The organism is Glutamicibacter arilaitensis, assembly GCF_044793945.1.
In the GTDB taxonomy this organism is placed as follows: domain Bacteria; phylum Actinomycetota; class Actinomycetes; order Actinomycetales; family Micrococcaceae; genus Glutamicibacter; species Glutamicibacter arilaitensis_B.
Genome location: NZ_CP084994.1, coordinates 3,438,398 through 3,451,176 on the forward strand (window position 1 = coordinate 3,438,398; position 12,779 = coordinate 3,451,176).

Here is a 12,779-nt window from a genome sequence, read left to right on the forward strand (position 1 = left end):
CGTGGAACCAGAATCCACGCCGATGAAATCAATAGGATACTTATCGCATGCTTCAACGAAGGACGACTCAGTGAATCCTCCACCCAGCATTCCAACCGGTGAGATATAGCAGACTGATTTAGACATTCTGTGCCTCAGCTTCCTTTGCTGCCTGCTGGGTGTCCCACGCACCTGGACGCTCTAAGCCCAAGTTCTCACGCAAGGTCGTACCTTCATATTCGGTACGGAAATAACCACGTTCTTGCAGTTCAGGAATCAGCAGGTCACAAATGGAGTCAAACCCGCCCATGATATATGGGGCATTGAGGTTGAACCCGTCGCAGGCTCCCGAATCGAACCAGTCGATCATCAGATCTGCAACTTTCGACGGAGTTCCAGCAACCCACTGGTGCCCGTGGCCCCGCGAATGCTCCAGGATCAAATCACGAATTGTATACCCTTCGTCCTGACCCAGCTGACGGAAGATTCCCCAACGACTGCGGGACTGCTTGACCGGCCCTTTGGCCCAATATTCATTCGGGATACGATCATCCAGGTCCAAGCCGCCAAGCTGCATTTCCAAACGGTTCTCCAGCAAGTAGAGACCGGTTTTCATGTTCACATGGTTACCGAGATCTTGCAGTATTTCGTCAGCTTCAGCTTGGGTCTCGCCAAGGATCGGGACGATACCTGGCAGTACTTTGACATCTTGTGGGCGGCGACCATATTTGGCGACAGTCTGCCTAAACTGCTGAGTAAATTCGACCGATTCATTCTTTAGTGGCTGCGACGTATAGATAACGTCTGCATACTGCGCACCGAATTCAAGACCGGCTGCCGAAGATCCAGCCTGAACCATAATTGGACGACCCTGAACAGGACGCTTCATGCACAGCGGGCCCTGAACATCATAGAATTCGCCCTTATGATTGAGCGCTTGAATACGTTCTGGGTCAGCCCACATACTCCGCTGACGATCCGCCACTACGGCATCGTCAGCCCAGCTGTCCCAAAGACGTGTAACAACATCCGCGAACTCAGCTGCTTTACGGTAACGGTGTTCGCCGCTTCCGATTTCGGTGACACCGAAGTTCTCGTGCCCGACTGATGATGTAACCATGTTCCAACCGGCTCGTCCGGCCGACATTTCATCGAGCCCAGCTACGAGACGTGCGACGTTGTACGGCTCATAGAACGTAGTTGAGGCGGTACCAATCATCCCGATATTCTTGGTGTGCTGGGATAGTGCACTCAGTGTAGTGAATGGCTCGTAGTGCCCTGAAACTGTTGGGTCTGCACCAGGGATCTTTCCGGCTGAAGACACATCCCCAAAAAACATGATGTCCAGCTTGGCGGCTTCAGCTTTCTGCGCCATTTCCTTAACTAGCCCGAGTTCACCTAGCTCTTCTACGCGGCTACCAGGACGAGTCCAGCTGTCATAGTGATACCCCGCCGTAATCATGAAAATGCTCAACACCATGTGTTTCGATGGCTTAGCCATATTTCCTACCTTCAAAGGTTGAATGATCGAGAGTTGCCTGAGATGTTCGCAACAATTGTTAGAGTTCAGTAGAGCACTATGATCTACAACACGTCAAGTACGTAGTGATCTTAATGACAAGCAACCAAGCCGCGGCATTCAGAGCATCGTTAAAAGTTCAAACTTTATGTTGCGTTCATCCTAGTCAATTGAGGATTGTAAGAATTTGCAAATTGTCTTACGAAGCATCTTGTGATCCCTAGAGCTACCTATTAGTCACAATTGTTACAATATATTGATAGTTGACAGAAAAATGAGATAGCGACAGATCATGCTGTTTAGAAGCTACCCTCACCTCGACTTCATCCAACGATTTCCCTGAAATAATCTGAAGTCACATCAATGAATCACCGAATTACCGCGTGGCAATAGCGCAAGCGTGCGTTTCAGTCACCTTGACCGAAAGATTGGCTTTCTTCAAAAGGAGCTGCCCCGCCATTCGCTGAGAAACGGAGGGGCAGGGTGTTAAACATCGAAATCGACTACACGTGCTCGAAACAACATTCCACAGTTCTCGTGAAAATCCCGTACATCGAGCACTAGACCGGGCACAGAAGCACCAATATAATAGATTCCACCTGTGGGAATGTGGCTCATCCATTATCAGTCCTTGGTCTTCAAATGACCTCAAAAAGTGCAGCCCAATTGCATACGTGGCATTGTTCTAGCCCTTTGCCTTGTCTTGGCTTGATAAAAATTTGACCGCACCTTCAAAGTGCGTGGCTCGTTAGAGATTAGTCTGACAAGTAATCGTTCCAGGCAGATGCCGAAAATAATGGTGCCGGTTGGGAAGAAGGATCATGTCGTGACCATCATGGCTGAAGTTTACAACTACCTCATCGGAATCGAGACTGCTCATTCACCCACGTCTGGGTCGTCTTCAACACGACGACCGGCGCCAGAAACGGTGTGTGGAAAACGGATCAAATCAATACCAACACCGCGGCCATGAGCACCCGGGACCGACTTTGACGCGTTGCCGCATCGGCGGAATGACGGCGCACGCATCACAATTAGCGTATTGTTTGCTGCTCACCGACGGGGTGCCACTCGGTATAGTCAAGCTATTTTCAGCTCTGGAATGTCGTCGAGGAACCCGTCCCGTATCATGGCGCATTGCACGCACCGAAGCCGTTGATCTGACCAAGCGATGCTAGCCTGCGTCGAAAGTTCCGTTGATCCCCGAGGAACTTCGCGAAACGTGACTCGGTGTCCATGACCAAATGGTGAGTTAAATCGATTTGCAATCTAAGGTTCGTTTATCCCCAGATAAGACAACTAGGTCGAATGTAGATGCTTACAGGCTGCGTGGCGGGAATTTTTTGTACTTGCGGTAGTGGTTGACCGCATTAAGCAACAGATAGCACTTCCGTCGAGGATGCTTCTCTGCGCTGAACTTCAGCGGGTTGGAGACCTTCCCCGACTTCAGCAACGCGGCTGCTTTCTGCCCGGTTTCACTACCCAAGAAGCGACGCAGCAAATGGTGCGGGAGCACGGTAAATAGGTGCTGGCGGCTTAGCTGCGAGATCCCGATGCCCGTATCCACCACCGCATTGGTGTGCGGGTCAGAGGAATCAAACTCGGCACCTAAGAATTCGGTGACGTAAAAACGCGCAGGATTGACGCCGGCCGCGGTCAGATAATAATGGTTGCGCCCTAGACGCGGATTGATTTCAAAGAATTTGATGGATCCATCGCGGTGGTCGTATTTGGCATCAATCATCGCGATCCCCTGCCACCCGAGTTCCTCGAGCAGGCGGGCACCATCTAGGGCCATCTGCTCATGTTGCCCGGTGACAATGGCTGCAGAATTTCCCAACACCAGCGGCGCATGCTCTTCGACCACCACCTCGCCGTATCCGGCAAAGATGACCTTCTTGTCTTGAGTGGCGAAATATGTGCACAGACGCATCGCGTCATCCGAACCGGGGATATATTCCTGCAGGATGTAACCGGAGATATAGCCGCTCGCATCGATACGCGTCAGCAGGTCCTCTAGTTCGGTGAAGCTCTGCAGTGTGTGAATTTTCTGCTTGCCTTCGAACTTGGCTGCGATCCAGTCCCCAGAGCTTGACGGCTTCCCGATCAGCGGGAAGGTCAACGACTCGGCAAGTGCTTGCAGATCATCTCCGGCGCGGTAGACGACGGTGCGCGGATGTGCAATTCCCAACCGGTCCGCGAGCGCGTAGAAGTTCTCCTTCAGCGCGGCCCCTTCGATGATTCCCAGCTCCGGATACGGGATGACAAAATACTCACTCAGCGCAGCACGATGCTCCGCGATAAGCATGATGTGGAAATCGAGGGAACCGAAAAGCATCAGCGGTCGGGCCGTTTCAGCATTGAGCTCTTGGGCCAGATTGATGAGTTCTTCAACTACCCGCGCCTGATCAACCATGGACCCAATAGGGTGCAGTTCAATGGCCACCGAGTGTTCAATCACTCCGTTGCCTGAAGCCGGCACGACAACCGAGCGCACCTGGTACGCCTCATAGAATTCGCGGGCGAGGGTGTAGGTGCCGATATCTCCGCCAAGGATAACGGGAACGAAAGGCTGAGATTTCTCGATTGCCATAAGGTTTTTGGTTCCTACTTCTGTCGCCAGTTCATGTACTTCTCAAATGCCCAGGCAAGTGGCTTGTTGAGCGCCAGATCCCATTCACCATTGGTTTGCACAATGTCGCAGCCGGTGTTGGTTTTGAACTTGGTCAGGCCCGCTAGATGGTGTGCACCGTCCAGGGTGGCACTGACGCCGCCCTGATCTAGATATCTGCATCCATCGTCAGTGGAATCCGAAATCATATGATGCATGAGAGCCTTGGGCGCGAAGAGTTTGCGCTGCTCGGAAGACGAGGCGCCATAGAGGTACCAAGCGAGATTGCTCGAGCGCAGCACAATTGCCGAAGCCAGATCCACACCCTCATGGCTAGCAATGTAGAGGGTGCATGAGCCGGGCACCGCGGCATTAAGTACCGTGTGCATTTTTTCGAAATAGCTCAGTGGGCGTCCGGTGAACTCTTGGCGTTCTGCTGTGTGGTTATACAGGGCATGGAAGCGTGCCATGTCCTTGGTTTCGCCGACTTCGACCTTGAGCTCGCTCTTGAGCGACTTGCGGGTTTCGTTGCGGGTGGTTGAGGAATAGGAAGCCATAACCTGGTCGGTATCCAACTGGTTCCCTTCGGCGTCTTGCAACGCAACTCGGGCCACGTATTCCGGCTGCCCCGCGGCGAAGTCCATTCCGACATCCTGCTTGGTGAACCCCATGCGGTCGAGCGCTTCATTGAGCTTCCGGGCATCATCATTGACCGACGCGGTTTCCAAGTCGTCTAGTGAAGCAAACTCTTCCTTGCCAAATGATTTTCGAACCGCTGCCGCACCCCAGGTACGCACCGTCAACCCTGGGCCGAGTCGCAGTTGGAATGCGCCGCGGTTTTTCAGATAGCTGGCGAGAATGGAAAGCGCACTCTGCGGGTCATAGACGGTGAAATCAATGACCGGGCCATCAGGAATGTAGGCAAGGGTTTTTTTGATCACCGGCGCGTGGCGGTGCAGGACTAGGGCGACGCCGACCAAGGTGTCGCTATCGAACCAACCGAGGGATTCGCCCCGCCAGCCACCCTTGACCTGTGCCCATTCGGGACGCTGAAGGAAGCTGACATCTTGCGCGGTAGCAAGGAACGCAGTGTGCTCGGTGCTGGATATTGGACGCACGCGAAGTTCATTGTGGCTCACACGTAGTAGCCTATCGTGGTTTGCGGACAGCGCCCGGGATGAGACATACCACCAGCGGCCCCCGCAGCGATGAACTCTCGCAGGATCATTGGCAGAAACCAATGCATGGAGCGCAACGGGCTGTGAGCAATTGGACACCCTTATCCACAGAAACCAGCGGTGAAGGAAGTTTGTGGCAGCGAGAACCCAAAAGGTGCATCTCGATTCATGACTTGCAGAGGCCACCTACGAGCCGAACAACCCTTTCTCACTGCTAAGGCATGCAGGCACTTTCCTTGCCGGAAGCCATCAGCGAGGTCATATGCAATTCATACCCCTCGGGGGTATTATTGTCTTATGGACTCGCTAACTAAGCCAACGCAACCCACGGCACCCCACGGATACACCCCTGAAAAGGAAGCGTTGCGGAAGCGCTTGAACCGTATCGAAGGTCAGGTGCGCGGTGTTGCCCGCATGGTGGATGAGGACAAATACTGCATTGATATCCTCACGCAGATCTCAGCCATCAACGCGGCACTGCACAAGGTCAGCCTCCAACTAGTCGAAGACCATATCGGCCACTGCGTTGTGGGCGCCGCCGAAGAGTCGATCCAGTCCGGGGATGCGAGCATCGTTCAGGACAAGATCTCCGAAGCCACCGCAGCAATCTCGCGACTACTGCGCTAACCTCCCAAGATTCTCCACCCTTTTAAACGAAAGTGATCAATAAATGAGCCACGCCTGCAACTGCGGATGTTCCGACAATTCAAAGCCCAGCAACCAGGGCTTGCAGATCATCCCGCGTCCGGAGGCCGCCCCGATCATGAGCCATACCGAACTGAAGATCTCGGGAATGACTTGTGGCCATTGCGTCGCCTCAGTGACGGAAGAACTCAAGGAAATCGCCAACGTCCAGAACGTCGAGATCATTTTGGACGCCAAGGGGATCTCCACCGTGATCGTCAGCGCTACCGGCACCATTGGGCAGGAAAAAATTCGCCAGGCCATCGACGAAGCTGGCTACACTCTCGAATCGATCAGCAACTAGCGACGTGTGGTGCCACAACTCGGCACCTACACGGCCCACTTCGAGCCGCTTTCGTGGAGACAAAGCCTGGGGCTTCGCTGCAAAGCGTGGAACTGATGCCGACCGATCCCGTTGGGCAGCACGCTCCCTATTCACTGCGACAGGAGAGCAATCTAAGGTCCGGAGACTAGGATCACCGCACCGATTCACCTCTTCGACTCCTTCCGTGCACATTCCGTCCATTCGCGCTGTGCATCCTCGAGGTATCGCCCGCCAACTCTGGGCGATCACACTCGCACAGGAGAATCGCTCATGTACAAGCCCACCGCCGTCGCGCTCGCGGCCGCCGTTCTGATCCCTATGGCCATTGCTCCCGCCACGCCTGCAGCAGCGCTGCCGGCCACCGCGCAGGTGTCGCTCCCGGCATCCACCGCCAAATCTCCAGAACCCGGATTTCGTGTTCTGCCCTACCTGCAAGCCCCAAGTTCGACCTCGATGACCATCAACTGGATCAGCGAAACCAATCAACCAGGTAAGCTCACCGTCCAGGGGCCAGGCCTGGGCAACCAGCCAGGCAAAGGCAATAGCAGCGTCCAAAACAGCGAACCTGATTACCTGGATTTGATGGAGTACACCCAGGCTGAACTTCAGGAGCAAATCCCCGGGATCGAACAAGGATCTTGGCTGAAGTCGAACGCGAATTACAAGCATTCGGTGACCATCGAAGATCTCAAGCCAGGCAAGAAATACAACTACACCGTCACCCAATCAGGGCAGACGCATACCGCCGCTTTCGAAACCGCTCCAGACGGAAAGTCTTGGAAGAACATCCGCATTGTCGCCTTCTCCGACTCGGAGACCGAACCGCGCGGACGCACCGAGCACCGCGAATGGGAGCTTTCCCCGGTCAACGGATATACCTCCGAGTCCTTGCAGCGCCCAAGCACCGATTCGAAGTGGGCCGAGACTTTCGGCATGACCACCCGGTACGGACAACCGACCTTGCGTTATCCACTGGACCAGTCCACCGCTTTCAACGAAAACCTCAAGCATATTCAGGCCGCCGACCCAGATCTGGTCATGATGGCAGGGGACCTGACTCAGGGCTCGGGCTACCAGCCAGCATGGGATGAGTTCTTTGGACATGTGGCCGGTGAGCACTCCGACATAGCCTCCAATATTCCGCTGCTTCCTGCCTTGGGCAACTGGGAAACCTATGCGGCCATGAACGGTGGCTACGGCTCGGACGATGACCGCACCCCCGCGGTAATTTCACGCAACCGCTTCCTGGATTACTTCTCCCTGCCACAGGATCCGGAGCACCCCGAATACAAGGGCTCCTACTACCGGGTGGACCACGGACCGGTCACGGTCCTGAGCCTGGACTCCACCAACGGCCGACCTGATGAGAATACCGACACCGGCACCTTGTCCGGGGAAAAATTCTCCGGTGACGACACCAATATGACCGCCGCGGATCTGTCCACCGACACCCAGGGACAGTTCACCTTTGAATCCTACGTGCAGGGCTTCAAGGATCTTTTCCCGGGCTCAACCGAGCAAGATGTGGACCTGCCAAATATGGATGTCCAGTCGGCCCAATGGGAATGGACCGAAAAGCAATTGGCTGAAGCCCGGGCCGACGGCCAGATTGTGCTCGTCCAATTCCACCATTCGGCTTATTCGAACGGCGTGCACGGCACCCCGCCCAATCATGAGCACCCCGATAACCAGTCCGGCACCTCAATGCGTGCGTACTCGCCAATGTTCGAGGAGCATGGTGTCGCCGCGGTCATCTCCGGCCATGACGAAATGTTCGAGCGGTCTTGGGTCGATGCGGACGGCGACGGTCGAGGCTTCCACTCCTATGATGTGGGCGTGGCCGCCGACGGTCTGCGTGGCGAAAAGTTGGTGCAGAATGCTCAGGGCGAGTACGAACCGCTGCGGTTCAACTCGCACTCGGAGTGGTCCGCACCGGCAGACCAGCCAGAGACGTGGGAAGAAGATGAAAACGGCGTAGCGCAACTCGTGTCCGGCGGCCTGCACTATGGCCACCTGCAAATCGACATCGCCAAGAAGGCCAAGGGTGCGGAACTCACTCTGACTCCGGTACATGTATTCCCGAAGTTGGATTCGGAGTACCAGCTTGAACGCACCGAACGACGGGTATACGACGACGTGGTGACCTTCGCGGTCGGCAAGGACGGCGCTCCGCTGGCGAAGTAATCACGGCCCAATTACTGATACCCGGTGCTTGCTGCCTTGTCGCAGAAGCCACCGATGGTAGAACATTAGAACAGGCGGTGAGCAAGTGACTGCCTGTTCTAAGCAATTACCTCTAGCTGGACTCACGGTTGGTGCATCCATGAAAGCAGGACAACAGATGAACGAGCAACGAGTATTCCACGCAGTGGTCGGCAAGCAAGCAGGTTGGTGGAACATCTGGATCCCTGAGCTGGACCATGTCACTTCCACTCGGAAATCCCGCAAGATTGCCGGATACACCAGAACCCTCATCTCGGCGGTTCTCGGCATCCCGGAGTCGTCCTTCCGTGTGGAGCGTGAGTTGGTTTCCGCCGAAGAATTCGAGCGTCGCTACACGGAGGCAGTGTTGGCAACGGACCCGCAGGAAAAGAAGTAGTTCCAGCGCCCCACTTCCCTAAGCATCAATCGGCTACCGATCTCTCTATTCCATAGGGTCCGGTGGCCGTTGCTGTATGCGGCGACCGAATGTGTGCCGCATGAATGCTCGTTTTCACGCTCCCGCAACGGTGTTGATGCTGGCCATTAACCTCTGCCCCGTAGCGTGGCTGAGGTCTTTTGCATCACCTCGCACCGAAAAATAGGAGTGAATCTTGCGTTATCGTTCCCTACCGGGCCTCGCCGCACTAGTTTGTGCGGTTCTCCTAGTTCCTGCAACACCGGCTATTGCGAATTCCTCGGACTCCGCAGATTCCGCCTACACCTTTGGTGTCATCGGGGACATCCCCTACGGCGCAGCCCAGCTGGCCGAATTTCCCAGCATGGTCAGCGAACTCAACGAGCAGGACGAACTACGTTTCATTGCGCACGTCGGCGATATCAAGGCTGGTTCCGAGCAATGCACCGACGAACGCTTGGGCTTGGTCAAGGAGGAATTGGACCGGCTTCGCACTCCGTTGGTATTCACTCCCGGAGACAACGAATGGGTTGACTGCCACCGTGCAAACAACGGCGCCTACAACCCGCTGGAGCGATTGGACACCCTGCGTGAAATGTTCTTCCCGGTTGTAAACAAAACTCTGGGCGGCACCATGCAGGTAGATTCCCAGGCGGATATCGGGCTGCCGGAAAACGTACAGTTCACGAAGAACCGTGTCGCTTTCTCCGTGGTGAATTTGCAGGGTTCCAATAACTCCTTAGCTCCGTGGACAGGGCTCGGGCTGACCGAACCGACCTCCGAGCAGCTAGAGGAAGTCGCGCTGCGAACTGAAGCCAACCTCGATCAGCTGAACGAAACTTTTGCCAAGGCGAAACGATCCCACGCGCGCGCCGTAGTCGTGATGACCCAGGCAGATATGTTCACTCCGGGTTTCGAGGATGAGTCTCTGGATAACCCCGAGTCCGTTTCAGGATTCAAACCGTTCGTCGAAGCCCTGGCCAGTGAGTCAAAGGCCTTCGGCGGGCCGGTGTACCTGGTCAACGGCGACAGCCATGTATTCAACCAGGATGCACCTTTGGCTGCCGGTTCCCCTTGGCTAGAAGTCTACGATGTTGCTCCAGTACCGAACTTGCAGCGGGTAACTGTCGAAGGTGCTGCAACGTCTAAGGAATGGTTGCGAGTGAGCATTGCCCCGAACTCGGCAGAGGCTGAAGGCGTTCTCAGCTGGGAGCGTGTTCCCTTCACCAGCTGAATTGAGCAACGCGGCGAATCAACGCCGGATGCATAGCGAATGAGCACCGCACGCACAGTTGCTAGACAGTAGCCGAACCTAGAGTGGTAACTACCTTCCTCAAAGGTGCGAGTGATGTACGAGAGCCCAGCCAATGAACTGCTCCCCAAAAGTTGGACTGTAAAAGTCACAACAACTTTTGAGGAGCATTTTCATGCACGCACGAAGCACACTATCCGAGTACCAACGCGAGCAACTCGTTGAACTCTTCCAGCAAGGCCATGGCTATGCTGCTTGAGGCGAACACGTGCCGGCGCCGAAGCTCATATCCAGCGCTCGGTGTAACTTTTCCGGAGAAATCCAGAATAATTTTCATACTTATTTCGTCCTAAACTCAACTCGCCAGCGCGTCTACCTCTTCTTGACCAGTAAACTTTTCACTGCTCAAAGTATCTACAAGTCAACTCGCAGTGACGCTCTGCATAGTCGCATTGGATCCCTTCATATTTAATAGCGAGATCCCCGACGAATTGGCCTCAGGCCGGGGAAAAGTATCACGAAGCCATCGATTCTTCGCGCAATAAATCGTCCGCCAGTTTGCATCAGAAGAGACGAGCTGGGCATACTGTGACAGCAATCACAAGCAATGCGCCGTTGACGCGTGGCGGGAGAGTCCCGTCCAAGCCAAGGGCGGGCGCCGTAGGAGCAATTCCTCCCCGGGAAACTCTCAGGCACCCGTACCGCCACGACGAGGCGAATCTGGAAAGCAGCATGGAATATCCATGCTCACCGACGGAGCAACCCTTTGACCCCTCACCGGGTCGAGGCGAAAACTCTCAGGTCTTCAAACAGATTGGGGAGGAACTAAGAACCGTGCCGCACCGTGCGCACCCGATTCGAAAGTTCTCCCTTTGGCAAACTATCTCCACGTTCGCTTCGGGCGGTCCCTAGCTGGACTTCGCCCGCTACGTAACGGCGCAGAGAAGCTTGTCCCGGAGTCTGACGGTTCGAGTGCGAACGTAGATCTGCCGCAACGTGACGAACTCCTAAGTGTTTCGTCACGGCACCTCTTCGAAGCACCTCACCACTCCTGGAAGGCAGCAGCATGAGCGATACTAGCTCTTCGCCCAAACTCGAACGCGGGCTCTCAAATCGTCATATCCAACTCATCGCAATCGGCGGTGCCATCGGCACCGGATTGTTCATGGGTTCAGGTAAAACTATTTCGGTTGCCGGACCATCTGTCATCTTCGTTTACATGGTTATCGGCTTCATGCTGTTCTTCGTCATGCGTGCCATGGGCGAACTGCTGCTTTCGAACTTGAACTACAAGACATTCGCGGATTTCGCTGGTGACCTGCTCGGGCCATGGGCCGCCTTCTTCACCGGCTGGACCTACTGGTTCTGCTGGGTGGTCACGGGCATCGCGGATGTGGTGGCCATTGCCCACTACGTCGCTTACTGGTGGGGCAACCTCCCGCTATGGATCCCGGCACTCGCATGTATCGCGTTGTTGCTGGTGCTGAATCTGGCCACGGTGAAGGCCTTCGGCGAAACCGAGTTCTGGTTCTCCATGATCAAGATCGTGGCCATCTGCGCGCTGATTGTCGTCGGCCTGGTCATGGTCATCACCAGCTTCGGGCACAACGGTGCTACCGCGTCCTTCAACAACCTCTGGACCGACGGCGGAATGTTCCCGACCGGCTTCATGGGCTTCGTTGCAGGTTTCCAGATTGCAGTATTCGCATTCGTGGGAATTGAGCTGGTAGGCACCACCGCCGCCGAAACAAAGGACCCGGAGAAGACCCTCCCCAAGGCCATCAACTCCATTCCTATCCGCATTCTGATCTTCTACGTAGGTGCGCTCATCATCCTCATGGCAGTTCAGCCATGGCGCCTGTTCTCCGCCGGAGAATCCCCCTTCGTGGGCATGTTCGCCTTGGCTGGGCTGGCCGGCGCGGCGGGCATTATCAACTTCGTGGTGCTCACCAGCGCGACTTCCAGCGCGAACTCGGGCATTTACTCGACCTCCCGCATGATCCGCGGTTTGGCCCTGGAGGGCGACGCGCCAAAGGCCTTTGCCCAGCTGTCCGAAAACAAGGTACCGCGCAACGCGCTGATGTTCTCGTGCATGTTCCTGCTTGCCGGAGTCGTGCTGCTCTACAGCGGCGATTCGGTGATGGTTGCTTTCACCCTGGTCACCACCGTGGCGGCTCTCTGTTTCATGTTTGTCTGGTCAATCATCCTGGTCAGCTACCTCGTTTACCGAAAGCGCCGTCCGCACCTGCATGCCCAGAGCAAGTTCAAGATGCCTGGTGGAACCTTCATGCCATATGTGGTTTTGGCCTTCTTCGGATTCATTCTGTGGGCATTGACCACGCAGAGCGATACGTTGAGTGCCCTGCTGATCACCCCGCTGTGGTTCATCGGTCTGGCCATCGGTTACCGCGTGGTGCGCCGCAAGCCAGGGCACGTCGCACTTCGTGCAGCGCATATCGCAAAGGTGGCCAATGAGAAGGAAGACGCCGGCGCATTCCGCATCCACGGCCCAGCAACAATGGAATCGCTCGCAGAACCCGAAACTCAGAAAGTGCCTGTAGATTAATTTGATCGGCACCGAACCCAAGCCACTTGGGTTCGGTGCCTTTCTATT

Annotated in this window: 10 protein-coding genes and 1 riboswitch; of the genes, 6 read left to right on the plus strand and 4 right to left on the minus strand. The window is 55.4% G+C overall.

Annotation, left to right across the window (positions count from 1 at the left end):
* Positions 1-118: 118 nt before the first annotated feature.
* From LG294_RS16095 to LG294_RS16105, 3 genes are all read right to left on the minus strand, one after another.
* Positions 119-1,480, minus strand: coding sequence for an NtaA/DmoA family FMN-dependent monooxygenase (locus tag LG294_RS16095; protein ID WP_404287501.1), 1,362 nt, complete (start codon positions 1,478-1,480; stop codon positions 119-121).
* Positions 1,481-2,816: 1,336 nt separating this feature from the next.
* A complete protein-coding gene (locus LG294_RS16100; RefSeq protein WP_404287503.1) occupies positions 2,817-4,091 on the minus strand; it encodes a carbamoyl-phosphate synthase in 1,275 nt (424 codons plus the stop codon).
* A 14-nt stretch (positions 4,092-4,105) separates the two neighbouring features.
* Complete coding sequence (locus LG294_RS16105; RefSeq protein WP_404287505.1) at positions 4,106-5,248, minus strand: lipid II:glycine glycyltransferase FemX; 1,143 nt, start codon at positions 5,246-5,248, stop codon at positions 4,106-4,108.
* A 336-nt stretch (positions 5,249-5,584) separates the two neighbouring features.
* Between LG294_RS16105 and LG294_RS16110 the strand changes: the two genes are divergently transcribed.
* The 5 genes from LG294_RS16110 to LG294_RS16130 all read left to right on the plus strand — a co-directional run bounded on the left by LG294_RS16110 (position 5,585) and on the right by LG294_RS16130 (position 10,147).
* Positions 5,585-5,914, plus strand: a complete 330-nt coding sequence (locus LG294_RS16110; protein ID WP_404287507.1) for a metal-sensitive transcriptional regulator — start codon at positions 5,585-5,587, stop codon at positions 5,912-5,914.
* Between the two features lie 43 nt (positions 5,915-5,957).
* Positions 5,958-6,275: a heavy-metal-associated domain-containing protein gene (locus LG294_RS16115; protein ID WP_404287509.1), complete on the plus strand. Its 318-nt coding sequence runs from the start codon at positions 5,958-5,960 to the stop codon at positions 6,273-6,275.
* A 291-nt stretch (positions 6,276-6,566) separates the two neighbouring features.
* Positions 6,567-8,480, plus strand: coding sequence for a metallophosphoesterase family protein (locus tag LG294_RS16120; protein WP_404287511.1), 1,914 nt, complete (start codon positions 6,567-6,569; stop codon positions 8,478-8,480).
* 157 nt (positions 8,481-8,637) lie between these two features.
* Complete coding sequence (locus LG294_RS16125; protein ID WP_404287513.1) at positions 8,638-8,895, plus strand: hypothetical protein; 258 nt, start codon at positions 8,638-8,640, stop codon at positions 8,893-8,895.
* Between the two features lie 214 nt (positions 8,896-9,109).
* Positions 9,110-10,147, plus strand: coding sequence for a hypothetical protein (locus LG294_RS16130; protein WP_404287515.1), 1,038 nt, complete (start codon positions 9,110-9,112; stop codon positions 10,145-10,147).
* Positions 10,148-10,358: 211 nt separating this feature from the next.
* Here LG294_RS16130 and LG294_RS16135 read toward each other — a convergent pair whose 3' ends face one another.
* A complete protein-coding gene (locus tag LG294_RS16135; RefSeq protein ID WP_404287517.1) occupies positions 10,359-10,502 on the minus strand; it encodes a hypothetical protein in 144 nt (47 codons plus the stop codon).
* Between the two features lie 279 nt (positions 10,503-10,781).
* Positions 10,782-10,879, plus strand: a riboswitch (glycine riboswitch).
* A gap of 352 nt (positions 10,880-11,231) precedes the next feature.
* On the opposite strand from LG294_RS16135, the gene cycA reads away from it, so the two are divergent.
* A complete protein-coding gene (gene cycA, locus LG294_RS16140) occupies positions 11,232-12,731 on the plus strand; it encodes a D-serine/D-alanine/glycine transporter (protein ID WP_404287519.1) in 1,500 nt (499 codons plus the stop codon).
* Positions 12,732-12,779 lie beyond the last annotated feature (48 nt).

Excerpts from the sequence above, each read along its gene's own strand:
- LG294_RS16125 (WP_404287513.1), top strand. The coding sequence starts at position 8,638 with ATGAACGAGCAACGAGTATTCCACGCAGTGGTCGGCAAGCAAGCAGGT.
- LG294_RS16115 (WP_404287509.1), top strand. The coding sequence starts at position 5,958 with ATGAGCCACGCCTGCAACTGCGGATGTTCCGACAATTCAAAGCCCAGC.
- LG294_RS16135 (WP_404287517.1), bottom strand. The coding sequence starts at position 10,502 with ATGAAAATTATTCTGGATTTCTCCGGAAAAGTTACACCGAGCGCTGGA.
- LG294_RS16100 (WP_404287503.1), bottom strand. The coding sequence starts at position 4,091 with ATGGCAATCGAGAAATCTCAGCCTTTCGTTCCCGTTATCCTTGGCGGA.
- LG294_RS16120 (WP_404287511.1), top strand. The coding sequence starts at position 6,567 with ATGTACAAGCCCACCGCCGTCGCGCTCGCGGCCGCCGTTCTGATCCCT.
- cycA (WP_404287519.1), top strand. The coding sequence starts at position 11,232 with ATGAGCGATACTAGCTCTTCGCCCAAACTCGAACGCGGGCTCTCAAAT.
- LG294_RS16095 (WP_404287501.1), bottom strand. The coding sequence starts at position 1,480 with ATGGCTAAGCCATCGAAACACATGGTGTTGAGCATTTTCATGATTACG.
- LG294_RS16110 (WP_404287507.1), top strand. The coding sequence starts at position 5,585 with ATGGACTCGCTAACTAAGCCAACGCAACCCACGGCACCCCACGGATAC.